23 protein-coding genes and 1 pseudogene are annotated in these 25250 nt (G+C 60.5%); 6 read left to right on the forward strand and 18 right to left on the reverse strand.

The genetic code is table 11. The annotated features are described in order from the left end of the window. Positions 1-8 precede the first annotated feature (8 nt). The 11 genes from RAD04_RS25715 to RAD04_RS25765 all read right to left on the reverse strand — a co-directional run bounded on the left by RAD04_RS25715 (position 9) and on the right by RAD04_RS25765 (position 10039). The gene (locus RAD04_RS25715) at positions 9-1874 is read right to left on the reverse strand and encodes an AMP-dependent synthetase/ligase (protein WP_461625999.1); all 1866 of its coding nucleotides are present in this window, start codon (positions 1872-1874) and stop codon (positions 9-11) included. 1 nt (position 1875) lies between these two features. Beyond that, a complete protein-coding gene (locus tag RAD04_RS25720) occupies positions 1876-2655 on the reverse strand; it encodes an enoyl-CoA hydratase/isomerase family protein (protein ID WP_461626000.1) in 780 nt (259 codons plus the stop codon). A 16-nt stretch (positions 2656-2671) separates the two neighbouring features. Further along, on the reverse strand, positions 2672-3805 hold the full coding sequence (locus RAD04_RS25725; protein ID WP_461626001.1) for an LLM class flavin-dependent oxidoreductase: 1134 nt from the start codon (positions 3803-3805) through the stop codon (positions 2672-2674). Between the two features lie 167 nt (positions 3806-3972). Then, entirely contained in the window at positions 3973-4764 is a 792-nt protein-coding gene (locus RAD04_RS25730) for a creatininase family protein (protein WP_461626002.1), read from the reverse strand. 4 nt (positions 4765-4768) lie between these two features. Further along, on the reverse strand, positions 4769-5641 hold the full coding sequence (locus RAD04_RS25735; RefSeq protein WP_461626003.1) for an enoyl-CoA hydratase/isomerase family protein: 873 nt from the start codon (positions 5639-5641) through the stop codon (positions 4769-4771). After that, on the reverse strand, positions 5638-6357 hold the full coding sequence (locus RAD04_RS25740) for an ABC transporter ATP-binding protein (RefSeq protein WP_461626004.1): 720 nt from the start codon (positions 6355-6357) through the stop codon (positions 5638-5640). The genes RAD04_RS25735 and RAD04_RS25740 overlap by 4 nt, the downstream gene beginning before the upstream one ends. Beyond that, positions 6350-7075: an ABC transporter ATP-binding protein gene (locus RAD04_RS25745; protein WP_377791837.1), complete on the reverse strand. Its 726-nt coding sequence runs from the start codon at positions 7073-7075 to the stop codon at positions 6350-6352. The genes RAD04_RS25740 and RAD04_RS25745 overlap by 8 nt, the downstream gene beginning before the upstream one ends. After that, entirely contained in the window at positions 7072-8103 is a 1032-nt protein-coding gene (locus tag RAD04_RS25750; protein ID WP_461626005.1) for a branched-chain amino acid ABC transporter permease, read from the reverse strand. Before RAD04_RS25750 ends, RAD04_RS25745 begins: the two co-directional genes overlap by 4 nt. After that, positions 8087-8956, reverse strand: coding sequence for a branched-chain amino acid ABC transporter permease (locus tag RAD04_RS25755; RefSeq protein WP_461626006.1), 870 nt, complete (start codon positions 8954-8956; stop codon positions 8087-8089). Before RAD04_RS25755 ends, RAD04_RS25750 begins: the two co-directional genes overlap by 17 nt. Positions 8957-9070: 114 nt before the next feature. Next, a complete protein-coding gene (locus tag RAD04_RS25760) occupies positions 9071-9616 on the reverse strand; it encodes a flavin reductase family protein (protein WP_461626007.1) in 546 nt (181 codons plus the stop codon). A gap of 69 nt (positions 9617-9685) precedes the next feature. Continuing rightward, the gene (locus RAD04_RS25765) at positions 9686-10039 is read right to left on the reverse strand and encodes a VOC family protein (protein ID WP_461626008.1); all 354 of its coding nucleotides are present in this window, start codon (positions 10037-10039) and stop codon (positions 9686-9688) included. Positions 10040-10717: 678 nt separating this feature from the next. Here RAD04_RS25765 and RAD04_RS25770 point away from each other — a divergent pair. Continuing rightward, positions 10718-11275 carry an Lrp/AsnC family transcriptional regulator gene (locus tag RAD04_RS25770; RefSeq protein ID WP_461626009.1) on the forward strand — a complete coding sequence of 186 codons (558 nt, stop codon included), beginning with the start codon at positions 10718-10720 and terminating at the stop codon, positions 11273-11275. A gap of 142 nt (positions 11276-11417) precedes the next feature. Continuing rightward, on the forward strand, positions 11418-12494 hold the full coding sequence (gene ribB, locus RAD04_RS25775) for a 3,4-dihydroxy-2-butanone-4-phosphate synthase (protein ID WP_461626010.1): 1077 nt from the start codon (positions 11418-11420) through the stop codon (positions 12492-12494). A gap of 125 nt (positions 12495-12619) precedes the next feature. Here ribB and RAD04_RS25780 read toward each other — a convergent pair. Beyond that, positions 12620-12724: pseudogene (locus tag RAD04_RS25780) on the reverse strand (AraC family transcriptional regulator); the annotation flags it as partial. A gap of 360 nt (positions 12725-13084) precedes the next feature. On the opposite strand from RAD04_RS25780, the gene RAD04_RS25785 reads away from it, so the two are divergent. Then, positions 13085-14173: a site-specific integrase gene (locus RAD04_RS25785; protein ID WP_461626011.1), complete on the forward strand. Its 1089-nt coding sequence runs from the start codon at positions 13085-13087 to the stop codon at positions 14171-14173. A gap of 151 nt (positions 14174-14324) precedes the next feature. On the opposite strand, the gene RAD04_RS25790 is transcribed toward RAD04_RS25785, so the two are convergent. Next, on the reverse strand, positions 14325-15650 hold the full coding sequence (locus RAD04_RS25790) for a hypothetical protein (protein WP_461626012.1): 1326 nt from the start codon (positions 15648-15650) through the stop codon (positions 14325-14327). A 247-nt stretch (positions 15651-15897) separates the two neighbouring features. Here RAD04_RS25790 and RAD04_RS25795 point away from each other — a divergent pair, with 247 nt between their 5' ends. Next, positions 15898-16701 (forward strand): hypothetical protein, encoded by an 804-nt coding sequence (locus RAD04_RS25795; protein ID WP_461626013.1) that lies wholly within the window; start codon positions 15898-15900, stop codon positions 16699-16701. 166 nt (positions 16702-16867) lie between these two features. Next, on the forward strand, positions 16868-19486 hold the full coding sequence (locus tag RAD04_RS25800) for an NACHT domain-containing protein (RefSeq protein ID WP_461626014.1): 2619 nt from the start codon (positions 16868-16870) through the stop codon (positions 19484-19486). 296 nt (positions 19487-19782) lie between these two features. On the opposite strand, the gene RAD04_RS25805 is transcribed toward RAD04_RS25800, so the two are convergent. The 3 genes from RAD04_RS25805 to RAD04_RS25815 all read right to left on the reverse strand — a co-directional run bounded on the left by RAD04_RS25805 (position 19783) and on the right by RAD04_RS25815 (position 21859). Next, positions 19783-20058 carry a hypothetical protein gene (locus RAD04_RS25805; protein ID WP_461626015.1) on the reverse strand — a complete coding sequence of 92 codons (276 nt, stop codon included), beginning with the start codon at positions 20056-20058 and terminating at the stop codon, positions 19783-19785. A 100-nt stretch (positions 20059-20158) separates the two neighbouring features. After that, complete coding sequence (locus tag RAD04_RS25810; protein WP_461626016.1) at positions 20159-20779, reverse strand: acyl-homoserine-lactone synthase; 621 nt, start codon at positions 20777-20779, stop codon at positions 20159-20161. 198 nt (positions 20780-20977) lie between these two features. Next, positions 20978-21859 (reverse strand): autoinducer binding domain-containing protein, encoded by an 882-nt coding sequence (locus tag RAD04_RS25815; RefSeq protein WP_461626017.1) that lies wholly within the window; start codon positions 21857-21859, stop codon positions 20978-20980. A 15-nt stretch (positions 21860-21874) separates the two neighbouring features. Between RAD04_RS25815 and RAD04_RS25820 the strand changes: the two genes are divergently transcribed. Further along, a complete protein-coding gene (locus tag RAD04_RS25820; protein WP_461626018.1) occupies positions 21875-22639 on the forward strand; it encodes an SDR family oxidoreductase in 765 nt (254 codons plus the stop codon). Between the two features lie 302 nt (positions 22640-22941). Here the strand turns inward: RAD04_RS25820 and RAD04_RS25825 are convergent, their stop codons facing one another. Continuing rightward, complete coding sequence (locus RAD04_RS25825; RefSeq protein ID WP_461626019.1) at positions 22942-23874, reverse strand: pyridoxal-phosphate dependent enzyme; 933 nt, start codon at positions 23872-23874, stop codon at positions 22942-22944. A gap of 117 nt (positions 23875-23991) precedes the next feature. Beyond that, positions 23992-25239: an FAD-dependent oxidoreductase gene (locus RAD04_RS25830; RefSeq protein ID WP_461626020.1), complete on the reverse strand. Its 1248-nt coding sequence runs from the start codon at positions 25237-25239 to the stop codon at positions 23992-23994. Positions 25240-25250 lie beyond the last annotated feature (11 nt).

Consider the following 25250-nt stretch of genomic DNA (forward strand, 5'->3'; position numbering starts at 1 on the left):
CGCCGACCTCAAAGGCCCATCTCGGCCTTGATCAATTCTTCCTCGGTTTCGTCGTAGAGCGACGCGATCAGCGACTGATAGCGCTCGTTGATCTGCTTGCGACGCTTCTTCCGCGTCGGCGTCATCACGCCGTTCTCGAGCGACAGCTCCTCCGGCAGAATGCGGAACGCCTTGATCTGCTCGGCTCGCGCCAGCCTTCCGTTGGCCTTGCCGATCTCCGCCTCGATCAGCCGGTTGACGATCTCGGAGCCTGCCAGGTCCGCGTAACTCGCGATCTTGTCGTCGCGCGACTTCGCCCAGTCCATTGTGGCGGTGGCATCCACTTCGATCAGGGCGGTGAGATATTTTCGCCCCTCGCCGATCACTGCCGCCTCGGAGATGAACGGGCTGTGCCTCAGCTCGTTTTCGATCTGAGTCGGGCTGATCGATTTGCCGTTCGACGTGTTGATGATCTCCTTCTTCCGGTCGACAAGCTTGAAGGTTCCTTCCGGCGACACTTCGACGATGTCGCCGGTGTAGAGCCAGCCGTCGCGAAGCGCCGCTTTCGTCTCGTCCGGCTTGTTCCAATAGCCCGCGAACAATCCCGGTCCACGGACGATCATCTCGCCGTCCTGGAGCACGGCGGTTTCCCAGGCTGGATCCGGCAGCGGGACCCCGACGTTGCCGGCCTTCGGCCACTCCGCCATCTGCACCAGATTGGCACCGACCAGTTCGGTCTGGCCGTAGCACTCCTTGAGCTGCAAGCCCCACAACTGCCACAGCGACATCAGCTCCGACGGCATCGCCGCCGACGAGGTGAACGCGACCTTCAGCTCGTCGAAACCGACCTCCGCGAGCAGCGGCAGGAACACTTGCTCGCGGCAGGCCGCGAACAGTTTCGAGACGAAGGCATCCTCGTGGCCGCGCTGACGGTCTTCGAGCGCCCTGCGCGCGATTGTCATGGCGAGCGTGTAGTTCTGATCTCCCCCTTCCCCGGCGGGATGCACCTTGCTGAGGATCTGTGTCGCAAAGCGCTGGTAGAACCGCGGCGGCGCCATATAGTAGGTCGGCTTCACCTCTTTGATCGTCTGGGCGAAGTCCGCGGTCGTCTCGCCGAAATATGGAACTGCGTCGGCAATCAGCGGCAACGTGGTCGCTTGCCCGCGCGCGACGGTGTGCGACATCGGCAAATGCACGACCACCCGGTGTTCCTCTTCGCGCATGCTGGGGCCGAACAGGGTGATGCAATGAACGCCGGCGAGAATGGAAAGGTGCGTCAGCATGGCGCCTTTGGGGTTTCCGGTCGTCCCGGACGTATAGCCGATGCTGACGACATCGGACGCCTTTGCTGTCGCGCTCTCCTTCTGCAGATAGTCATGCGCATCGACATCGTGTGCTCCAACAAAGTCGGCCAGCGACTTGATCGACGCCGAGGCCTCGCCGGTCCAATCCGGGTCGAGCACGATGATGCCGCGGAGCTGCTCGGCCCGACCGGAGGCGAGCACGATGCGAAGCTGCGGCTCCCCGCCGACGAACGCGAACTTCGCGCCTGAATCCGTGAAGCAGTAAGCCACTTCTTCGGGTGAAGAGGTGAAGTAAACGCCCACCATGACGCCGCCGGCGCACATCGTGGCCATGTCGGCGATCAGCCATTCCTCGGACGAATCGCCCATGATCGCGACCCGATCGCCGCGCTCGAGACCAGCACGCCGCAGCGCGCTGGCCAGGTTCACGACACGCTGCGCATAGGCGCTCCACGTCATGGCGGTCCAGGCGCCGTGACGCTTTTGTTGCAAGGCGATCTTGTCGGGCCGCTCCGCGAGCCGCGCGGCCAAAAGCTGCACGACGGTCGTATCCGCCAACTGGGCGCCGGATGTCATCTCAGCGACGTTCATCTCAGCGCTCCGCGAAACGCTTGCGCTTGGCCGCGAATGCGGCAACCGCCTCGGCCCGCTCGGGCGACTTGAACGTCAACATCTCCAGCGCCGCAGAGGTGTCGAGCAGCAGGTGGGCGTACTGCTTGATGATCTTGTTGACGCTGTACTTGGTCCACACGATCGATTCCTTCGGCCCGCTTGCCAGCAGTTCGGCGTATTCGATCGCGGCATCGAGAACGTTGCCGTCTGCGACCACCTCGTTGATCATGCCGATAGCAGCCGCTTTCTCGGCGGAGATGAATTCGCCGGTCATCAGATAGTGCTTCGCGCGTACCGGCCCCATCAGCAGCGGCCAGATCACCGCGCCGCCATCGCCCGCGACGACGCCGGCATTTACGTGCGTGTCGGCGAAACGGGCTGTCGAGCTCGCATAGATCACGTCGCAGAACAGTGCGAGCGTAGCACCCAGGCCGACCGCGACACCGTTGACCGCCGCGACGATCGGCACTTCGACTTCCAGCATGTTGCGGATGAGGTGGCGACCGCTGCGCGTCGGGGACGGCAGCGTTCCCTTATCCAGCGACTTCTGATCGCCACCAGAGCAAAATCCGCGGCCCGCACCGGTGAGAACGATCGCATTGACAGAACTGTCGTGATCCAGCTTGACGAAGACGTCTTCGAGCTCCTCGTGCATCTCCCAGTTGATCGCGTTGAGGATCTCCGGGCGGTTCATCGTGACGATCGCGACGCCAGTGACGCGCTGCTCGACGATCAGGTACTTGTAGCCGTATTCCGACATTGATTTCACCGTTCGATTACTGCTTCTGGGTCCGCATCAGCCGGATCTGCCCGAGGATCTCCTCGGTCGGCCGCACGACGTTGTTTCTGTCGTTGAAATGCGGGATGACGTAGCGACCGACCATCTCGATCGCCTCCATGATCTTTTCGTGCGGGACGGAGTCCATGTGCAGCAGCACCTCGTCGATACCCATGGCCTCGAACTTCTCGATCTGACGAATGACCGTATCGGGGCTGCCGCACACCGTCGTGGCCGACTCGTTGACCAGATAGTCCCAGTCGTTGGCGGCGCGCTCCATCGACGGCACGCTCTCCCCCATGTATTTGTAGTCGTCGGCAATCGCCGCGAGACGCGGATAGGCATCGGTCGAGATCTTGGCATAGTGCATTAGCGGGCCGGCATAATCCGCCTTGGCCTGCTCGTCCGTTTTCCCGATGCCGATGAACAGCGGAATGCCGATACGCGGACGCTGCAGCGGTCCCTCCGCGTCGCACTTCCAGTTTTTTTGATAGGCGTCGATCAGCTTCTGCTGAGCTTCCCAGCCCTGATAGATGTTGCTGCTCATCACAGCGAAGCCCTGCGACGCCGCCCAGAGATGACTGCGCTCGCTGGTCGCCGCGATCCCGATCACCGGATGCGGCTTCTGCAGCGGCTTCGGAACCAGCTGGCGCGGAGGGATCTGGTAGTACTTGCCGTCAAACGTGAAAATGTCCTGGCGCATCGCCGTTTTCAGCAGCGCCAGTCCTTCTTCCATCTGTGCCAGCGTTTCGTTCGGATCGACGTTGAACGCCCGCATCGCGATGGTGGTGTTGGCGCGGCCGCCGTAGAATTCCATGCGGCCGTTGGACAGGATGTCGGTCACGGCAAGCCGCTCGGCCGAACGCAAGGCGTGGTTGATGCGCTGCGGCATCAGCGTCACCGCCGCGCGCAGCTTGACGCGCGAGGTCACCGCGGCCAGATAGCCGAACACCACTTCGGGCGCCGAGCTCGAGATCCCGCCCAGTGCCACGTGCTGCTCGGAGAGCGCGACGCAGTCGAAGCCAACCTTCTCGGCCAGACGGACTTCGTCGACCAGTTCGTGAAGCCTGCGCGAGTAACTGTGGCCGACCTGGGTTTCCTGTTCAGACCAGAACCCAAACGTAAGTGCCATGTCTCAATCCTTTTAGCTTGCGAGATGGCACAGGGTTTCATAGGCGTGGCGATATTTTCGCCCGAAAGCCGCGTTGCGTAGTAACGCTTTCCGAATTTTATGCTGTCAGCATTCGCAACATGGCAGACGCCCCGGGAAGCTTCGCCACGCAGCGGACGGGCTGACCGTCAACGGCGGGCGCTGGCGGCTCCGGCCTCGCTATCGAAGGTCTTGATCAGCAACTCGGCGACCGCCGCGAGGCACGCTTCGCCGATGGCGTAGCTCGAGCCGATTGGACTTCCGATCACGCCGTTCTGCGAAACCGATCGGATGCCGTTCTTCCACATCAGCTCGAGATCAGCCTCCGACAAGCCGCCAAGATGGCCCACCTCGAAACGGTCCGGTCTGACGCTGTCGGGCCGAATGACCATCATCAGCGACGTCTCGGCGATATCGGCGTGGCCGCCGACGGCCGACACGTCTCCTCCGGCTTCGCGCACCGCATCGCGCCACGTGTCGATCCATTTCGTCGAGTCGACGAACGCCAGGATGGCAACATCCGAGGGCACGGCCTCGCGCAAGCGACCGAGCATGTCCTTCAGGACCGGAAAATTGCCGATGTGACCCGAGTGAATCAGGATACGCTTGAAGCCGTGCCGGGCCAGGCTTGTGCAATAATCGACACAAATCGCTTCCAGCGTCTCCGGCCGTAGCGAGATCGTACCCGCAAATGGCAGATGGTGAGACGAGCAGCCGACCGTGATGGTCGGCGCCACCAGCGTGTTGCCGCGGCTGCGCGCGATCCGCTCGGCCAGAGCATCGGCGTGATCCGCATCCATGCCCAAAGACAAATGCGGCCCATGCTGCTCGACGGCCCCCAGCGGGATCACCACCGTCGTGCACCCATCGGCCAGCGCCGCGGCGACTTCCTCGTGGCTCATCTGCTCTAGATAGATCTGATCGGGATATCCGCGCGTCATCGGCTCAGCCCTTACTGTTCTTTGACAAAAATCTCGCACGCGCGTTGGTTGAGCTCTCGGCTGTGACATAGGCGTCGAGGTCGGCCAGAGTCATTTTTTCAAGCGCCTGATCGCTCATTTGCGCGGTGAGGTTGAGCGATCGCTTGATGGCATGGAACAGCTTGCGGTCTTTCTGCCGCAACGCGCCGCACACGTCTCGCGCGCGGGACGCGACCTCCTCGGTCGGGACGATCTCGTTCACGGCGCCGATCGCCATGGCGCGCTCCGCGCCGACGAGCTCGCCCCAGTACAGCAGCTCTTGCGCCGCCCGCACGCCGAGCTTCTCGACGGCCCGGCGCATGCCTTTGGTCACCGGCAGCAGGCCATGGTTGATTTCCGGAAATCCGATCTTGCACGCCGCATCGGCCACAACATAGTCCGCATGCAGCAGAAACTCCAGGGCGCCTCCGACCGCATAGCCGCGGACGGCGCAGACGATCGGGCCCGGATAGTTCTCCATCGCCACGAGGAGTTCGTGGAAGAACCGGATGCGCGGCCTCGCGACGTCGATCCCGACGACTTCCTTGATGTCGCCGCCTGCGCTGAAGAAGCGGTCGCCGCTTCCGGTGAGCACGATGCCGGGCGGATTCTCGTCGTCGGCAAGGCGCCGGATCGCCTCCAGCAACTCGACGATGAGTTGCGCATTCAGCGCATTGGCCGGCGGCCGGTTCATCGTGATCGTGACCAGGTCTTGATCACGCTCGATCAGGAGAGAAGTGGCAGTGTTCATCAATGAGACCCAAGCGAGAGGCGGCTGCAACAGCCGGGGAGCGGTGGACCGAACGGCGCGGGACGAGAGCCGCAACGCCCGACGCCCCGCCGAGACGGCGCGCCTCACAATCCCAGATAGGCGCGCTGGACATCGGGGTTCTCGAGCAGATCGCGGCTAGATCCATGCAACACCACGGAGCCGTTCTCGAGCACATAGCCGCGGCTGCTCAGCGCGAGCGACTTGGCGACATTCTGCTCGACGAGAAGGACCGTGATGCCCTGCTCGTTGAGGGATTTGACGACGCCGAACATCACATCGGTCAGCGCCGGTGACAGTCCGATCGACGGCTCGTCGAACATCACGATTTCTGGCTTCGACATGATCGCCCGACCGATCGCCAGCATCTGTTGCTCGCCGCCGGACAGCGTGCCGGCGAGTTGGTCGCGGCGCTCGCGAAGTCGCCCGAACAGCCGATAGACGGAATCAAGCGTATTTGCCAGGTCGTGCCTGGCCCGCTTCAGCGAGCCGCCGATCAGCAGATTGTCCTCGACGGAGAGCGCACTGAAGATCTGGCGGCCCTCGGCGACCTGAGCGATGCCCATTTCGCAGATGTCCCACGGCGGTCGCCGCGAGATTTCGACTCCGTTGATCCTGACGGAACCGCGCGACGACGGCACGATCCCCGCGATTGATCGGATCAGAGAGGTCTTGCCGGCGCCGTTGGCGCCGACCACGCAGATCAGTTCACCCTTGCCGATGCGGAGCGACACGCCGTTCAGCGCATTGGAGCCGTCATAGGCCACGCACAGGTCGTCGATGGCGAGAAGCGCGTCGTCAGGCATGGAAGCCGGCTCCCAGATAACTTTCCAGCACCGCAGGATCCGCCACCACCTCTGACGGCTTGCCCTCGGCGATCTTGGCGCCGTGGTGAAGCACCACCACGGTCGACGCCACCTCCATCACGATCCGCATCACGTGCTCGACCAGCAGGATCGTCAGTCCGCTCTCGGCGAGCCTGTGCAGCACGCCGACGACGCCGGCCGCTTCGGTCGGACGCAGCCCCGCCATCACTTCGTCGAGCAGCAGCAGCTTGGGGCGGGTCGAGAGCGCCTTCGCCATCTCCAGCATCTTGCGATCGGGCAACGTCAACTGATCCGTCCGGGCATTGGCCTTGCCGGCGAGCCCGACATTTTCGAGCGACTCATACGCCTTGTCCCGCGCCTCCTTGACGTTCGTCGTCCAGCTGAAGGCGCCCACCATGGCATTCTCGAGCACCGACATATCTTTCATCGGCCGGACGATCTGGAAGGTGCGCGCAATGCCCATGCGGCACACCGCTTCGGGCGGCTCGCGCTCGAGCGAACACCCCTCGAACAGCACCTGCCCGGCGGTCGGTCTCAATGCCCCGGCGACGAGATTGAAGCAGGTGGTCTTGCCGGCGCCGTTCGGTCCGATCAGGGCGGTGATGCGGCCTGCCTGCAACGAGAAGCTGACGTCATTGACCGCGACCAATCCAACGAACGCTTTGGTCAGGTTCTTCACTTCGAGCAGCGCGGTCATTCCTCGACCTTCCGCAGTTGTGAAATCCGGCCGCGCGCCGGCAGCTGGATCGCCCCGTAGAGCCGGACGATCGCCGGCCATATGCCGTCGGGCAGAAACCACACGACCAGGATCAGCACCGCCCCGTAGGCGACGCTGTTCAGTCCGGGGAGCCCCAGGCTGTCGCCGAGAGCCCCCATGGCGTGGTGCAGCGGGATCGCGGCCATCGAGCCGACCAGCGGGCCGAACGCAGTGCCCAATCCGCCGACTACAGGGCCGATCAGTACGTCGACCGAGATCGCCATGCCCATGATCGAATCCGGAAAGATCGCGCCTTGCACCAGGCCCAGCACGCCGCCGCCGATCGCGGCCGTCGCGGCCGATATCGAGACCACCAGCACCTTGTGGCGAAACGTCCGCACCCCAAGCGCACGGGCGGCCTCGTCGTCATCCCGCATCGCCCGCCAGACATAGCCCCAATAGGACCGCGAGATCAGCTCCGTTCCCGCGACGCCGATGGCCGCAAGCGCGAGCGCGACGAAGTAGTAGAACCGCGCGTCACCGCGCAGCATCCCGAGGTCCATCACGCCGCTCGGCGCCTGATAGAACAGCCCCTGCATGCCGCCGACATAGTCCCACCCACCGAACATGATCCGGGCGAATTCGGCGGCGGCGATCGTGAGCAGCGCGAAATAGATGCCACGGACCTCGAAGCGGAAGCTCAGCCACGCCAGCACCGCGCCGACGAAGCCCGCAATCACCGCGCCCAGCAGCAGACCGATCCACGGGGTAACCCCGTATTTGATGTTCAGGATCGCCACCGCATACGCACCGATTCCAACGAACAGCGCGTGACCGATAGATAGCTGCCCGCCGATCCCGAGCATCAGGTTCCACGATTGTCCCATGAAGCTGAATAACAGGACGATCGTCAGAAGCGAGATGACGTAAGCGTTGGACATGCCACCCACCACGGCCAGCGCGGCGAAGACCAGAACGCCGGCGCCCCAACGCCTGGTGTCGCTGGCTTGATCAGATGTCCTTTGCACCGAAAAACCCCCTCGGACGGAAAATCAGGATGATGATCAAAAGCGCGTAAGGGAGTGCTGTTTTCATCGACGGCGTGAACATCAAGGCCGCGATCGCTTCGGCGACCCCGATCGTCAGGCCGCCCAGAAGAGCGCCGCCGAAGCTGCCGAGACCGCCGACGATCACCGTCACGAAGGCCAGCAGCGTGAAGTCAACGGCGAGATAGGGCTGCGCATCGAACAGCGGCGAGATCAATGCGCCGGCGATGCCAGCGCAGGCGGCTCCGATGCCGAAGGTCACCGCATAGACCCGAGGGATATTCAGCCCGACCACCAGTCCGCCCAGTCGATTATTGGCGGCGCCCCGCAGCGATCGCCCGAATGCGGAGTACTTCAGATAGGCTCCCAGTGCGGCGATCAGCAGTCCGGCCGTAGCGGCCGCCTGGATGCGGGCCCAATCCAAGGTGAGCGGTCCCACGCTCACGGTCTGGAAGGACAACTGAGACGCCGTCGGCCGCGGATCCGGACCGAATGACATCAGCAATACGCCGCTGAAAAGCAGTGAGAGGCCGATGAAGACGATGAACTGATAATGATGCGGCCGATTGACGAACCGCTTCACGACGAGCGTCTCCAGCAGGTAGCCGAAGACGAACATGACGACCGCGGCGATCGCGGCGGCTAAAACGATCGGGATGTCCCAGATTCGAACGGTCCAGTATCCGATGTAGATCCCGAACACGACCATCTCGCCATGAGCGAAATTGACCACGCGCATGACGCCGAAGATGATCGTGAGACCGAGCGCGACGAGCCCGTAAACCAGCCCGATGAGCACCCCGCCGGCGATGACATTGAGCCAGAGCGACAGCATCAGCGACCGACCGCCGATGGATGCGCGATAGAAAGTCTTCGTCTTCCTTGCATGCTGATCGGTTCCATCTTGGCTGTAGCGGAAACGTAGCGGCGCCTGACGTCGTCCTGTGTTTCAGACCGCCTTTGGCGCGGCGAAACATCCGTCGATGTAGACGAGCGACTCACATCCGGCCCTCGTGGTCTGAGCCACCACCTCTCCGGTGAAAATGGTGTGACTACTGTCGCTGTAAGCATTCACCACGCGGCAATCGAAGCTGCAGACCGCGCCGACCAGACTTGGTGCTCCGGTTTTGAGATCGCACCACAAACCGTCACCGAAGCGGATATCGCCCTTGCTGCCGTCCTGCCCGGAAAACTTGAGCGCCAGATGGCGATGCTCGACCCCTAGAATATTCCAGCAGAACGACCCACTGCTGAGAATGGTGTCGTGCGCACCGGCAGATCGATTGACGCAAACCAGCACGCTGGGCGGAGCCGCCGACAGCGAGCAGCCCGCCGTCAATGTCAGACCATGGCGGTTCGGCGCCCGGCCTGTCGTGACGATCGACACGGTGCCCGGCACGCTGCGCATCGCAGCACGGAATGCTGCGGCATCGAGTGGGCTCGTTTCGGACAGCGGCGGTGTTGCGGACGGCATGGCGACGACCCTTGGATTCATGGGATGGATGCGCCCTCTTTGTCTGGTTGTGAGTCCGGGCATGCAGCGCTGCCCCGGGGAACGTCTGAGCTATCCGGCTGCTTGATAGAACTGGATGACGTTGCCGCCCGGATCCCGCACCTTCACCGCACGGCCGTGACTTTCCATGTCCCGGACCGCGCCGACGTGCGCCCCCATGGCTGCGGCACGCTCCATGGCGGCATCGAGGTCATCGACATCGAAGACAAGAACGGCATCTTGCAGCTGGTCCGAGACCGACTCCGTCGGTCCGGCGACGCAGAACGCAGCCGCATCGCTCACGAACTGGATCCACTTGCCGGGATCAGCGAAGCGCACCTTCAGACCCAGGCCTTCGTAGAACTCGGCCAGGGGTCCAGGATCGTTCGCTGTCAAATAGACTTGCTTCAGTTTCACGCTCGACATCCAAACCGTCGCTACCCAAGTGCGATCGTGGGTGGATAGTCGCCCGAGCCTCTCAGCATTACTGCTTGAACAACGCCTGTCACAGAAGCTTCATCAGCATTTTATGCTGTAACGCCTTGTCGAGTCGCTAGATCCAACTCTGCATCCGGCCGATCTTTGCCATTTTCTGGTTGACGAGGGTGGGCGTCGTTGCTGCGCCGAACCTTTTGTCTCGCGCAACGCCCGCGGCGTGGTCAGCGACGTGGGACCGGGGCCACACGCGACGACAGGCGGTTGTACGAAACAGGGCAGCTCTCGACATCGAGCTCTGCTGCACGTCCCGTCAAGTGACATGGGGAGCCAATCGATGGAGCGGCGGGCATTACATCTTGACCGAATCCGTGGATCAACGTCGGCCTGCATATCGCATAGGCAAAAAATGTATCGGAAGTAGGCAACTAACCCCCTGATCGCAATGCACAATGCGAAGGTTGACGGTTTTTCGATACAAATCGACGATTTGTCGAAATCCCACAAACGCAATTGCGGTTAGCTTTTACCACGCGATTGTCATCACCCCGCAAACGACGGTGATACGCGCCGCAGAAGACTGCCATACTTGGGAGATACGCGATGTCGACAACCTCTCTCGACAGAATAGATATCAAGATCCTCAACGAGCTCCAGCAGAATGCGAGCTTGACCAATGTCGAGCTCGCATCACGCGTCAATCTCTCGCCGTCGCCGTGTCTGGCACGCGTCAGAACACTCGAAAAACTCGGCGTGATCGATCGACGGATCGCCCTTCTCGATCCCGCCGTGCTCGGCATTGGTGTAACGGCTTTCATCCAGATCAAGCTGGAAAAGCAGGTCCAGACGTCCCTCGAGAATTTCACCCGATCCATCGACCGGCTGGCCCAGGTAATGGAATGCTATCTCATGACCGGTGAGAGCGACTACATGCTCCGCGTCATGGCGGCCGACATCGAAGATCTCGAAGACCTAATCGTCAACAAACTATCCCGCATTCCCGGCGTCAGCAGCATTCGATCAAATCTGGCCCTCAAGCGCATTTCGCACAAGACCGTGCTGCCGATCGACGCCAATCGGCCGGTCACCGTCAAGGCTTGCGCCACCCCCTCGCGCCCTCTGGAGCGCTCACCAAGACCCCGATACGACCCAACCGGTCCTTTGCTGTCCGATGCGCCGATCGGGCTCGACACCAATCGTCCCAGCTACAGCGTGGAAAGCCTATGAGGCGCCCCGCCATGGGCTCCGGCCAGTTGGCAATAATGGTGAAGTTAAGATCGGCAGAGTGCTCGAGCGGCGCTGCGAGCCTGACAATCCGCACACGACACAACGCGAGCACCCGTCGGTTCCAGCGAGCAGAGCGACCGAGATGACGGGATCGATCGAAGCGGCCCTGCAGGCGCTCGCCGACGGCGAAATCGTCGTGGTCACCGACGACGACGATCGCGAGGGCGAAGGGGACCTCGTCGTTGCCGCCTCGCGGTGTACGGCTGAGAAGATGGCCTTCATCATTCGCCATACATCGGGAATCGTCTGCGCTCCGATTACCCTCGAAGACGCGAGACGCCTGCGGCTTGACCCGATGGTTGTCAACAACGACTCGGCTCACACCACGGCGTTCACCGTGTCAGTGGACTACCGGCCGGATAACGGTACGGGCATCTCGGCCAAAGAGCGGGCCTCGTGCTGCCGTGCACTCGCCAACCCCAACGCTGGCGCCGGCGATTTTTGCCGGCCGGGACACGTTTTCCCGCTGATCGCAAAAGAAGGGGGCGTACTCATGCGCTCGGGTCACACCGAGGCCGCCGTCGACCTGTGCAGACTGGCAGGTCTCGAGCCGGTCAGTGTCATCAGCGAACTGATGAACGACGATGGCTCTGTGATGAAGGGTCCGCAAGTCGCGGCGTTCGCCGACAAGCACAAGCTGAAACAGGTCACCATTGCTGACCTCATCAGCTTCCGGCAGGCCCGCGAGACGCTGATCGAGCGCGTCTCGAGCGTCACGGCGGAGAGCCCGATCGGCCCGCTCCAGGGCTATTCGTATCGCTCGCCGTTCGACCCCATTCATCACGTCGCTTATATCTACGGAGAACTGGGCGACGGCACCAACGTCCTCACGCGCTTCTACAAACCAAACATCTTGCGCGATTTGTTCTCGGGTCAGGAACAGGCTAAGATGACCGTCATTCTGCAACGCTTCAAGGATAATGGCAGCGGCGTGCTCGTCTATCTGCGCGACGGCGCGGCGGGCGTTCCGCCTGCGCCGTTAGGCCCGACCGGTTCGCGCGAACACGACCGCAATCGGCAATGGCGCGAGATCGGCGTCGGCGCCCAGATCCTGCGGGATCTCAAGATCAGTTCCATCCGTCACCTCACGTCGTCGACGCATCACTTCAAGGGACTGTCAGGCTTCGGTATCGAGATCGTCCGAAACGAAGCGCTCTAATTCCAGCCATCTGCGTTGCGAAAGTCCATGAGCGGGTCCCGCACCTCAGGCATCCGGCGACGCTTGCAGTTCGTCTCGCGACAGATCTCCCCCGGCCCAGTCTGGCCGGCCTCGCGCTCGGAGAAGTAGCGCGCCGGCGACTTGCCAAGCGCCTTCTTGAACATAGTGATGAACGCGCTCACCGACTCATAGCCGAGCGCCCCGGACACGGACTGAAACGTGTCGCCAGCAGAGCGCGCTTGACGAACAGGAAATGCGCGACAACAGCGTTGAACCCGCGAACTTTCAAAATTGCCAACGCTTGATGGCAATCGCACAGGAGCTGTTGCCTGCTGGCGCAATCTGCGGTCCAAATATCTCGCCCATCCAAATGATCAAGTATCGTGCAACGGGGTCCGAGATCAGCCAGTCCGGTCCATCATGGGCGCCACGGAAAAGCGATAGTCTTGATATTTCAACAGTTTATCTTACTCTTCAATGGGATGAACAGCGAACGTGTGCACTCCAAACTAGACGAAATTGCACACGTTTGTACCCGTTTTGACCTCTCAGTGCACACATAGTGCACACGAAAGTCGGAGTGCACACGCGTGGCGACCTTCATACAAATGGCATCCGGAAACTGGCGCGTCCAGGTCCGCCGCAAGACCCGTTATGTGGCCGAGACATTCCGACGGCGCAAGGACGGCGAAGAGTGGGCGCTCGAGATGGAGCGCAACATCGACCGCAACGGTTCAGCCAAGCCACGCGCGGCACGGAACGTTCGCACGTTTGGCGATCTCATCGACCTACATAACGACGACATGCACGAAGTTGGAAAGCCCCCTCGCCGATCAAAAGCCGCCGTGATGGCGTCGCTCAAGACTGAGCTTGGGAGTGTGAAGCTCTCCGCGCTCACTCGGGAACGGCTGATCGAGTTCGGCAGGAAGCGCGCCAAGCAAGGCGCTGGTCCCGCAACGTTGGCGATCGATATGTCATTCATCCGGACAATCACTACCCACGCCGCCACTGTGCACGGCATCGAGGTTTCAGCCGAGGAAGCTCGCCTCGCACGCGTCGCGCTAAGTCACCTCAATTTGGTTGGAAAGAGCAAAGAGCGTGACCGACGGCCCACACAAGACGAACTCGACGAACTCATCGAATACTTTGAGACGAACCGTCGGCAATTCATACCGATGGGGCGGATCGTCCGATATGCCGTGGCAACGACATTGCGACAGGAAGAAATCTGCAAACCCGAGTGGCCACTGGTTGACATGAAAAAACGACTTGTCGTCATTCAAGACAGAAAGGACCCCAGGAATAAGGATGGAAATGACCAGAAAGTGCCTTTGCTCAATCTAACGGGCTATGATGCGTGGGAAGTCGTGCTTCAGCAGCGAATTGTGACTCGAGGCTATGGGCGGGTCTTTCCTCATAACCATAGATCCGTAAGTGCGGCATTCACTCGGGCATGTGCTGAACTCAAGATCGAAGACCTGCACTTCCACGATCTGCGTCACGAGGGAACGAGCCGTCTGTTCGAAGCGGGACTCCCAATCGAAAAGGTGGCACTGGTCACCGGCCACAAAGATTGGCGGCAGCTCCAGCGCTATACCAACCTCAAAGTCGAAGATCTTCTCAAGCTGCAGTACGCCCAGCAGCCGTCCATGGAAGAATTTATAAAGATGTTGGCGTGAGGAGTCTCTCAAATTGATACGGAGGCATGCCATGCATCTCGGTCGCAAGAACGGGAAGACCGGGACAGCAGTGGCCGTCGTCGACGAACGCCCACAATTCAAAGCGCAACTTCAGCAGATGTCCGCAAACTTTTCGGCGAGGCGCCCGGTCTTACTCAAAACGACGTGCGGCCGGGTCCTTCGAGAAGCGAAGGATCAACGTGTCGTCGTCCTCATCCAGTCCTCCCTTCTCGAATGAGATCTCACTTATCACGAAGCCCTGCTCCAAGAACCCGCCAATGGTCGAGCCACCCTCCCCGTCACCTAGACGGTGGCGGAATTGCTTCTCCGTAATTCGATCCGCCAAGAAATCCTGAAAAGCCCGGCTGGACATACGGTACGTGATCTCGTCTCTTGTGCTCGATGTCATCGTTGTAGCTCCATACCATCCCGATGCGTCGGGGGCGAATGCGCCCTGCCGAAACAAAGACCGTGCCTGGGAGCCGGTGAACCGAGGCAGGGGCAAGGCGGCCTCGATATTGCGGAGGCCCTCCAATAGACCCGGGATTTCTTGATGCGAGAAGACGGTGATCTTCCAGCTTCGTCTTGGCTCTTGAGCGAACGAGCGATAATCCTTTTTAGGCACGAAGACCACAACGGCATCGACCCGCCCTTTTTTGTCGAAGAGAAAGCGGCGTATGATTTTTTCCGCGGTTGCGTTCCTTTCGACCATGTTCGGAAACGGCGCCGCTAATTCATCAAGGGTCCGTGAGCCGATCTCTGAAAGAAAGATAATCCGATATGTCCCTTCGGGTGCCTCTTCGATTTGTGACAGCTTCTGGCTAAGGACATTGTAGATCGGATTGTCCGTCTCGGAATAGACGCGCGGTGGCCGAGAAGTCCAGACGTTGTGATACCGAATCTGCTTGTAGTCTTTCCGCTCGACCTCGACACATAAGTCATTCTCCTCAATCCTCAGACGCGGGAGCGGCTCAGTATTCGACAGCACCCATTCCTTGATCAGTGCCTTCGCTGCATCAGATAGCGCGTAACTCTTCGGCGCGGCAATCCCGCGTATCCTAATCCCGCGCTCGATTCCGACCGTCTCAGCAAATCGGAAATACAGATATTCGCCGAAACCCTTTTTGACCGCATTGGCGTGGGCAATGATGGTTTGCGAACATCGATCCATAAGTTGTTCGCCGGAAATCGAGTTGTCGTTAGTGGATGCAATCTCAACGACCGCGGGCCTACCCGGCAGCAGCCCCTCAACATAGGCATCCGGCTTCTTCCCATTCACCCACCACACCGGTTCAATATCGAGACAGTCAAAGCTCCTCATGGCCCAGATGAGCGCCAACTCCATCTCCGCCGGCAAGGCCTGCTCCACACGCTTGTTGTTCAAGCGCGCGACCAAGTCAGAGCGCTTTTCCTTGTTGAGCAGAGGGCTCAGGTCATCCAACATTGCCTGAATGCGACGACGGGTGAATATGGCCACGGCACGGTTCGATCAAAGGGCTGGGAAGCGAATCAGATGCATTGTGCCAGAGTTCACTCAGCAGGAAACAGACCGGCCCCGAGGGTCGGCGGGCGTTCGTGATCTTTGATCTCGACATGCTGGCTCGAGCAGCCCCCCGGGCCACTCCAGTTGTCCGTGCGCTGAGTATCCCTTAATTCTGTCCGAATCACCCCGGAAGCGTGGGTCCCACGAGCCGGGAATCGTGAACGCCCACATGGAGGCATTTATGTCGAAGCAGTCGCGTAAGGCGAGCAGGCATAATTCGCCAATGCGCAAGAAGCGCTCGGAGGCGATTTACGGGACGACGGCAGGCGAAGTCGATTCAATCACCATCACCTATGATCATAGCACCGGGGGATTTAGCTTCGGCGATGCCATGACGGGCGTCTATTCGGAGATAACCTACGAGCGACCGAAAGGGCCCAAGGTGCTTTCCCGGATCCCGCAGGGGCATCGCGACATTCGCTTTGAGAGCAGTGATGCACTCCTCAAGAATTACCAATTTGTCTGTGCCGTCGATACAAACACGCGCATGATAAATGGTAGGCGCGTTTCGGTGACAGGCGTTATTGTTCTTCGCGCTTTTGGTTTGCCGGCCGTTCGAGAGCTCAAGCGGGGCTGGAAGCTGGAAGCACCATTCTGCCTCGAATTCCTCGATATTAGCGAAAAGCCCGAAAGTTGGGGCTGGATGGCTGCGCATCAAATTCTTCGCGAGAAAGGCCTTGTAGGTCCAACAACGAGAGTTGGAATGATCGTGGATAGCGATCTTGGCAATCTCAATAGTTACAACGCCCGCAAAAGTCCCGTCATTCGCGACGATCTGCTTCCAGACACGGTACAGCTCATTTACGCCAGCAGCGATGCCGGCAAGGAAAACATCGTCAATCGCGCCTTGTTGACAGCGGACTCCGCGTCAAGCCAGTGCCTGGCGGCGATCGAAACTGGAGCCGTACCGTTCAACACGTCAAACGGCAATCCTCCCTGGTATCAAGCGTATCGCCTGATTGGACTGGACGTCGTCGAAGGATGAGCCGCATCTATGTTGATTGCGGCGGTTGCTTGAACTCATGGAGGAACATCTCAGTCATCGTGGATGCGGCGTTTCGATGTGAAGCTGATGCCTTGTCTGGACTCGCTGGCAACGATCTCAGCCAAGTGTCAGAATGGGAGAATCACAAGGACACCGGATTGGCGCGATGCCAAAGAAAGCAGCCACGAAGAGGCGAAAGCTCACGACGCGCAGCGGCGCACGGACCGAGAATCCGGGTTGGCTGCGGCAGGACCCAAGCGGGGCCGCGCCCAGTCCGCCGGTTCATTCGCGCGTCGACGTTCTGCCGTTTGTCGGTCTCTCCTGGGAGGACTTCGAGCGGCTCTGCGTTCGGCTGGCCGCAATCGATACGACGATCGAAGCGGTTTGGGCCTACGGCAAGTCGGGGCACGCGCAGCACGGCATCGATGCCCTTGTTCGCCTGACCGATGGCACCTATCACGTCTGGCAAAGCAAGCGCCACCAGACAATTTCAAAGGCCAGGATCAAAGCTGCGGTCGATTTTTTTCTCAAGCGTAAATGGGCTCACAGGGCGACGCGTTTCGTGCTCGCCGTGGCATGCGAGTTGTCCTCGCCCTCCGTCGTCGAGGCGATCGAGGCCGCCCGCGACAGGCTGCGTCAACGCAACATCGAGTTTGAGGCCCTTGGCCCGACGCGGCTGACGCAGATGCTGATAGCCGAGCCCGAGCTTGTAGACGATTTCTTTGGCAGGCCCTGGGTGCCAGCGGTCTGCCCGCCAGAAGCGATCGAGCGTTTACGGCAACGCCTCTCGCGCTTTGACGCCGCGGTCCTAAGAGCGGGACTGCGAACCCACTACAACTCCTGGATCGCAACCGTTGACCCTGGCCTTCCCATTGTCGGCGTGGATGCGCAGGGCCGAACACGCGCCAGCATTCCGCTGCCGGACCGGTACATCAGGCCAGATCTTCTCATTCAATCGGCCGAGACAGAGGTCGCTGCCGCCTCAGATGAAGCGGCCGCTAACGCGCAGGCAAAACGTGAACGGGAAACGGGAGAGCGCGAGGCCCCAATGCGTACCGGGTCCAGGTCCTTTTCACGTGCGTTACTGCGCGAACGCAGGGTGGCGATCGATGGATACCTAGGTGGGCAGAAGCTGTCGCTTGTGCTCGGTGAGGCAGGAACCGGAAAGAGCTCGCTCCTTCGTTTTCTGGCCCTCGACATCCTGTCCGATAAGCCGGAACTGGCGGTCACACGGGAGCAATACCGAGACCTCATCCCCGTTTGGTTGCCCTTTGCATTCTGGGTGCGGCTGAGTGCGGATCAGCGTGCTCCGGTAGCTATTGAAGAGGCAGCCGCCGCGTTCTTGCGTGCGCAAGGCGGGCAGGATTTAGCCGACCGTATATTGCAAGCAGTCATGGGAAAGCGCGTGGTGATCCTTGTCGATGGCATCGACGAGGCCTCCGATCAAGGTACAGCCCAGACGCTTCTCGCCAGTCTGACAACATTTGTCGATCGAGCGGGCATTCCGGTTGTCGCTACCTCACGTCCGCACGGCGCACGCAGCTTGACGGCTCTCGGCGGCGCGTGGGAGCGCGCCACGCTGGCACCTCTATCGGCCCCCCAACGACACTCGCTGGCAACCCTCTGGCTTTCCGTTTTGGAGCGGTTCGAGGCGGACGCGACCGCCTCGAACAGCCAAATCCGAGCGCGAGCCCGGCGAAAAGCCGACAGGTTTGTAGCTGCCTTGCAGGCCAACGCCGGCATCGCGCGCCTGTCCCAGACGCCGCTCTTCCTGTTGGCCTTTGTCAGCTTGCACGGCCGGGGTCAGGACCTACCAAGAAACAGATTCGCGGCCAGCAAGGAGATCGTTGACCAACTGATGGAGCACCAGCCAAGCCGCCGAGCGGTCAGCGCCTTGGCGACTGACGCCGCTCAGACGGAGCCACGGCTGCGCGATCGGATCATCTGCGATTTTGCCTTCGGTCTGCAAGCTGGAGAACTTACGGGCGCGATACCCGACGCCGCAGCGGAAGACGATGCCGTAGCGCGTGCGAGCGGCCTGATCTTGCGAAGGCAGAATACAGGCAACCAAGACGCCGCAGAAGCAACCGCGCGGGCCATATTCTCGTTCACAGAGGAGCGGGCCGGGCTGTTGGTCAACAAAGCGCCGGGCAATATCGGCTTCCTGCATCTTTCTTTGCAGGAATTTCTGGCCGCGCGACACCTCTTGCAGTTGATGGCGCAAGAGCGGCTCGCCTTCGTGACCGCAAACGCGATAACGGTACGTTGGCGAGAGCCTATCCTCTATCTCTTAGCAATGACGCAGACGGAAGCCGAGACCGGCCAATTAGTTGAGGCAATCGAAAATGCTCGGCCAACAGACATTGCCGAACAAGCCGCCCGCAACGCGCTTCTGACAGATGCAGTGTTCGCAGACTTTTCGCACGACCTTGGCGTCGTCCGGCGCATTACCACAAATTTTCTATCGGAAGCGGAATCGACAGCGTGGGGCGCGCGGCAGACGCATCTCTTGACAGCCACCGTTGAAGGGCTGTTCTCGGAATCGGTGAGCAACCTTTGTCGAGACAAACTGGCGCAGTGGCTATGCGAGCCGATGTCTCTCGATATGACTTCTTGCTGCGGGGCTGCAAGAAGATGGGCATTGCGGCCTCTGATGACGAGATGGTGCAGGCAGCGTTGGCGGCTGACGTCAGCGACAAGTCGGCCACCGGAGGCGACGCGTTTGCCGACCTGGGCGACGAACATCTCGAACCGCTCACGTCCCAGCGCACGCGCCGCATCCTGATCTTGCGAAGGCAGCGGCGGAGTGATGGTGAGGTAGTAGCGGATGAACAGCGCGATGGTCTCCGCCAGGACGCTCACGTCGCGGTCGGCTCGCTCCAATTGCCGGCTCATCCGGTCCAGCCTTCGGATCAGCGCCGCATCGCCGCTGGCATCGCGCTCGGGGTTGAGGAAGCGATCGAGCGCAGCATCGACAATGGCTGACTTGTTGGCTCCGGGACGCTTGGCAGCGAGCTCGAGGCGCTGCGCCACACTTTCAGAGACGTAAGCCGACAATTTCGGTTTCATCAGGGGATCTCTTCAGAACGAGGGAAGAAGGTCGTCATCGTCGCGGGTGACGGCGTGGGCTCGGCGCACGGTGCTGGATGCGCCTGCGGCCTGCTGCATCTGGCTGCGCTCAGAGGCGACGTCTGACTCGTCGTCGAGCAATCGTTCCTCGAAGGCGCGCGTCTCGTTCAATGCCGGCGCGGCCTCGTCGAACAACGCCAATTGCTGCTTGAGGCCCCCCTCCTCGCCACTGGTCTGCATGAGCTCGCGGTAAGGCAGGCTCGCAAGGCGAAGATCAGTGGTGCGCACCTCACCCTTCCAATCGTCGGCGCGGGCTGGCGGCCGATCGGCGTACTCATCGCCTACCAAGTTCGGCGGCTTGCGCAGGCGATTGACGAAGTTTGCGTCCTCATCCTAGTGAGATCAGAACCGGTCCGTCCACCCCGGCTTGCCGGTACATGGCATCGAGCGCCTGGTCTGAATCGTGAAGAAATCCTGCAAGCGCTAGGGTCTGTCCAAGCGGCTGGGGCTCACACAACCGCTCCAGGGGCCAACCCGCTCGCCTTAGGATGCGCTCCATTCGAGCATCAGTGACGGTCACGATGGATTGCGCTCCCCCTTCTCGCATCGCCTCGAGCATCGCGGCAAACAGCACGAAGGTGGCGCGGTTGAAGCCGGTTCGGCCGGCATCGACGCTGCGCTCGGTGTCGACGCAAAATCTTGAGCTTTCGAGAATGCGCTCGTCACGTGGCGCCGCCCTGTTGCCCAGAAGATTGGCAAAGGTGTCGGCGAGCATGGTTGGGCCAGTCGTCGGCAGAAGCCTGACGCAGCCAAGAACCTCGTTCTCACCTGAGACGACGAGAAGATAGTTGGGACCCAAGGCATCATAGACGTCGATTTCCAGGTCACCCGATACCGACACGCTCCAATCCAATCGGTCTTTGAAGACGCGCCGACGGAGCCGATACATCGACGTTAGAAGGTCGAGATGGCGACCAAACTGAGACGTATGAAGCGCGATAGCGTGCATACCGACCTCCTAGAGTTACCAGGAGGCTTTGACAGCAGAAAACGCCCGCGTGAGCGCCTGTCAGATTTTGCAGGTGGGACGCGATTAGCAGGACTACGCTAGACCACTTTAGACTAAATGCAATGAGCCCTTCGTCTTGAAGGCCGCACGCATGCGCCTTCCTTTATCCTACCCTGCTGGAAATCAGATACGAGGGCGTCAGCTCAACAGGCCGCGGCGCAATGCTATCGCAACACACTGAGCGATCGACGCTGCTCCCAATTTGCGACGTGCATTTTCAAGATGAAAGACGACGGTACGCGGCGCGATCGCGACGAGAACCGCAATATCGGCGACCGTTTTGCCTTGCGCTGTCCATGCAAGGCACTGACGCTCGCGCTGGGTCAGCTCGCCTTCGGTGAGTTGCCGCGTGACAAACGGAGCGCCGAGCCGAGCGACGACGTGGGCATGGAAATACAATCCCGCCTGGTGAATGATGTCCCTCCACTCGCCGGCAAGACGGTCGAGATCGATCTCACGATCGCTCGTCGCCAACGTGAAAGCCGCTGTCTGTCCGAAACCGCCTCTGATCGGCACGGTGATTCCAGAGCGGATGCCAAAGGTTGCGGCCTCATCAAAGAACTGACGCTGCGCTCGCGACCCCGCGGCCGCACGAGCTCTCCCACCCCAGCTAAAGAGGTCACGCTCGGCCCGGGCACGGAGAACTACGGGATCAAGCTTTTGATATCCAAGATCAAAATAACGGCCGGTCCAGGACTTCGGGTAGGACGAGATGAGCACGGGCGCCTCGCCGGTCAGGCGCAAATAGGCAAATCGCTGAAAGCCGAGCCTTTGCGCGAGCCGCGTGGCAAGACGTTCGAATGCGTTGACATCGCCCGCCGTCTGGATTGCGTCAGCGAATTCCTGGAACACGTCCTCGATCGGATTCATTTTGTTTGCGATCGCCAAGCCATCACCGCCGAGCATATCGAAGCGCCGGATTCGTCGGTTCGATAATTCCTTACAGCACGTTCGGAGCTTTACGACTTTCCATGATATGGGGGGCTGATAAATTGACAACTCAAGAAGTAAAACACTCATGAAGTGAAAGAAACAATGCGCAAACTAGAGAATAAGGTAGCGCTCATCACCGGCGCGTCACGCGGAATCGGTCGTGCGATCGCGGAGGTCTATGGACGCGAAGGCGCGAAGGTTGTTGTCAACTATGTATCGAACAGAACTGCAGCGGATGCGACTGCGGATGCGGTAAAGGCGGCTGGGGGCGATGCCGTTGTTTTGCAAGGCGATAGCATGGACCCTGTGGCAGTACGCCGACTGTTCGATGAAGGGCAAAAGGCATTCGGAGGTCTGGATATCGTGGTCGCGAATGCTCATCCCGGGATGCCCGGAATCGCTGCAGGGGCGCCAACTCAACTTTCCGAGGAAGCCATCGACCATCAGTTGAAGGTGCTGAAGGGCTTTATCGTCACGTTTCAAGAAGCTGGCCGTCGTGTGCGCGACAACGGCGTCATCATCAGTCTCTCCTCGGGAACGACTCGACTTGCTGTGCCGGAGCACTGCCTATACTCATCCACTAAGCTCGCGATCGAACAACTGACCCGGGCCCTCTCGCGAGAGGTTGCGATTCGCGGCGTGCGTGCCCTGACCCTGGCCCCCGGACTGATACGGACCGACCGGATCGCGGGCCTGGCGGTCGGTCCGACCGGCTCGGCCCCGGCCCCCGCCATTCCGACCCCTTTCACACGACCGGGTGAACCGGAAGAAGTTGCTGACGCGGCTTTGTTCTTGGCGTCCAATGACGCGCGTTGGGTGAACACGACCACCGTTTACGTGAATGGCGGCGCCGTCTACGCCCAATGATTTCAATCCCCTCGGCGCGATCCCGTTTCACCGACGGCGAGGTTCGCAAGATCGACGAGCGCCATCTGCCTTCACCTGGCGGCGCGCTACGCGGCGTGTACTGCGGGTAGCGGAGGATAAGAGACCATAAGACCTCACCCAGGTCACAAACGTATGTCCTCACCGGCGGTCGACTCTGAAGCCGTCGTTGGCGGTTATCGCTTCGCGTCAGTCGCCGTCCGCAGGCAAATGTATGAGGATTGACCTAGGTTAACCGCCTTGATGCTGGCCTCTCAAGATCATCTGGACAGAGGCCGAGCACCTCAAGCCGAATGGTGCGTCGCCCATTCGCACAATGCGCCCACGCTGACGGCATTCCCACCGCATGCGATCACCACGATGTTCTTGCACTTATCGAGCGGAAAGTTACCTTGTTGGACGGCTGCCAGCGCGGCGCCGCAGGCAGGCTCAACCAGAACACGAAGCTCATTTGCAAATGTAAGGCACGATGTGAAGGCGTCTTGATCGGTGACCACAGCAGAGTGGATAGGATGCCTCGCGGTCCAGCGGAAGGCTTCGTCGGACACTTTAAGGGCACCTAACGACGTTGCTTTCGAGGTAATGCCCCCCAGGGCGACCGGGCGGCCGGCTGCAACGGCCGCAGCAAAGGAATCTGCGCCTTTGGTTTCCGCCGCTACGACGGGCACGTCGCTCCAGCCATGCTTGTGCATTCCATGTAACACTCCGCATAAGAGCCCGCCACCGCCGACAGACAAAACGACCGCATCGGGTCGCTCGATCTGAAACGCGAGTTCATCAACAAGGGTGCTATGCCCTTGCCAAAGCAAGGGATCATTGAATGGCGACACGTATACCGCACCTTCAGCCGCGCAGTGGTCACATGCTGCTTTATCGGCCTCATCCCAGACCTTGCCCACTACGTGGACCGTCGCTCCATAGTTCGCAAGCAATTGATGCACGCTCGGCTTCGTGGTCGCGGGGACGAAGATTGTCGCTCGCACTTTGAGGGCCGCAGTGCAATAGGCGAGCGCCAGTCCTGCGTTACCCCCCGATGAGCAGACGAAATGATCAGCGCCGGCGGCAACATGCTGCGCCACGACATGGCCGATGCCTCGGATCTTGAATGACCCCGCGGGCTGATGGCAGTCCATCTTAAACATAATGCGGCGACCTAGCCGCTGATTGATCGTCGGCGACTCAACAACGGGCGTTACATGATGGAAAATCGAATGCATCGTGGGATATCTTTCGGAGATGGCTCGAACCCGTCGCTGCGTTATTGCAGAACGGCCTGCCTTCCCCCAATTGGGAGTAAGGGAGACATCGCTGCTTCAACATCGCAGTCGGGGGATCTAGGAGTTAGAACCGGCGCCTGACGGCTTTGCTTTGCGCTCTTGGCCTGATTCTATTCTGCGCCATAACAGCTCCTTGATGCCCGCAGGGGCGTCGCGCGAGATAAATACGTCCTGGTCGGCATGGTTTTCGGAGATCTCCGGGGCCATTCGGTCAAACATGCTCGTTTCATATGCGCGGATCGCCCGCGCAGCGTCGGGGTACTTTCCCGATGTGAGATTGTCAGCCAGCTCAGCCGCATCCAGCATCGCGAGATTGACGCCCCGTCCCGTAAAAAACGGCATCACGTGAGCAGCATCCCCCAGCAATGTGACGTTGGCTCGATCGAGCCAGGCGGCTTGCCTAGGAGGATGTGTATATAGTGAGCGGGGAATAAACATATCCGGTATCGTCAGCACCTCACGTAGATGCGGCGCCCATCCTTCAAAACTTTGCAACAGGCCTTGGCGGGTCGCATCGGGTTGATTGAAAGCAAAACCACAGCGCTGCGTCCAATCCTCAGGAACACGCAGAAGTACGTACACCCGAACGCTGCCATTGCCGTTCCGCTGAGCGAGCAATCCCTTGTCGTCCCCCGTCGCCAGGAAAATGCCGGCACCAACAAGCTCAGCCACGCGAGGGTGGTGCGCTTCCACTGAGGGAATCCATGTTTCCGCAATCGTAATTCCGCAATAATACGGTTTCGTCGTGGAAACAAACGGCCGAACCTTCGACCAGGCGCCGTCACACCCAAACACCAGATCCGCATCTACGTGCCGCCCGTCCGCAAACACCAATCGCAGATTTCCTTGCGCAGACCGTTCCACGCTCTCTAACGGCCGCCCCCATTGTATCGTCTCGGCATCCAGTGAGTCGATCAGTAGGTTGCGCAGCACGGCGCGATCAATTTCGGGACGTGTTTCCGCCTCATCTTTCGGCTGCAGATCCACGATCATCGTGCCATGCTTGTCAACGACTTTGATGGCTTGCCCTTCCGGTCGACATGCGGCGATGAATTCCTCGTGCAGACCTGCTCTACGCAAGGCGAGTTGGCCAGAGTCTTCATGCAGATCGAGCGAGCCGCCCTGGTTACGCGCCGTGCTCGAGGGCTCCATTTCGAAGACGCGTACGTCGGCGCCTTTCTGTTGTAAAAGCCGCGCGAGCGTCAGACCACATGGTCCTGCGCCGATAATGGCAATCTTCTTGTTATTCAGGAGCGATGAGGACTCGCCCAAGAGATGAACATTGCTGGCAGATTTTTTGGTCATATTTGCTCTCT

Source organism: Bradyrhizobium sp. 25ACV, assembly GCF_054863005.1.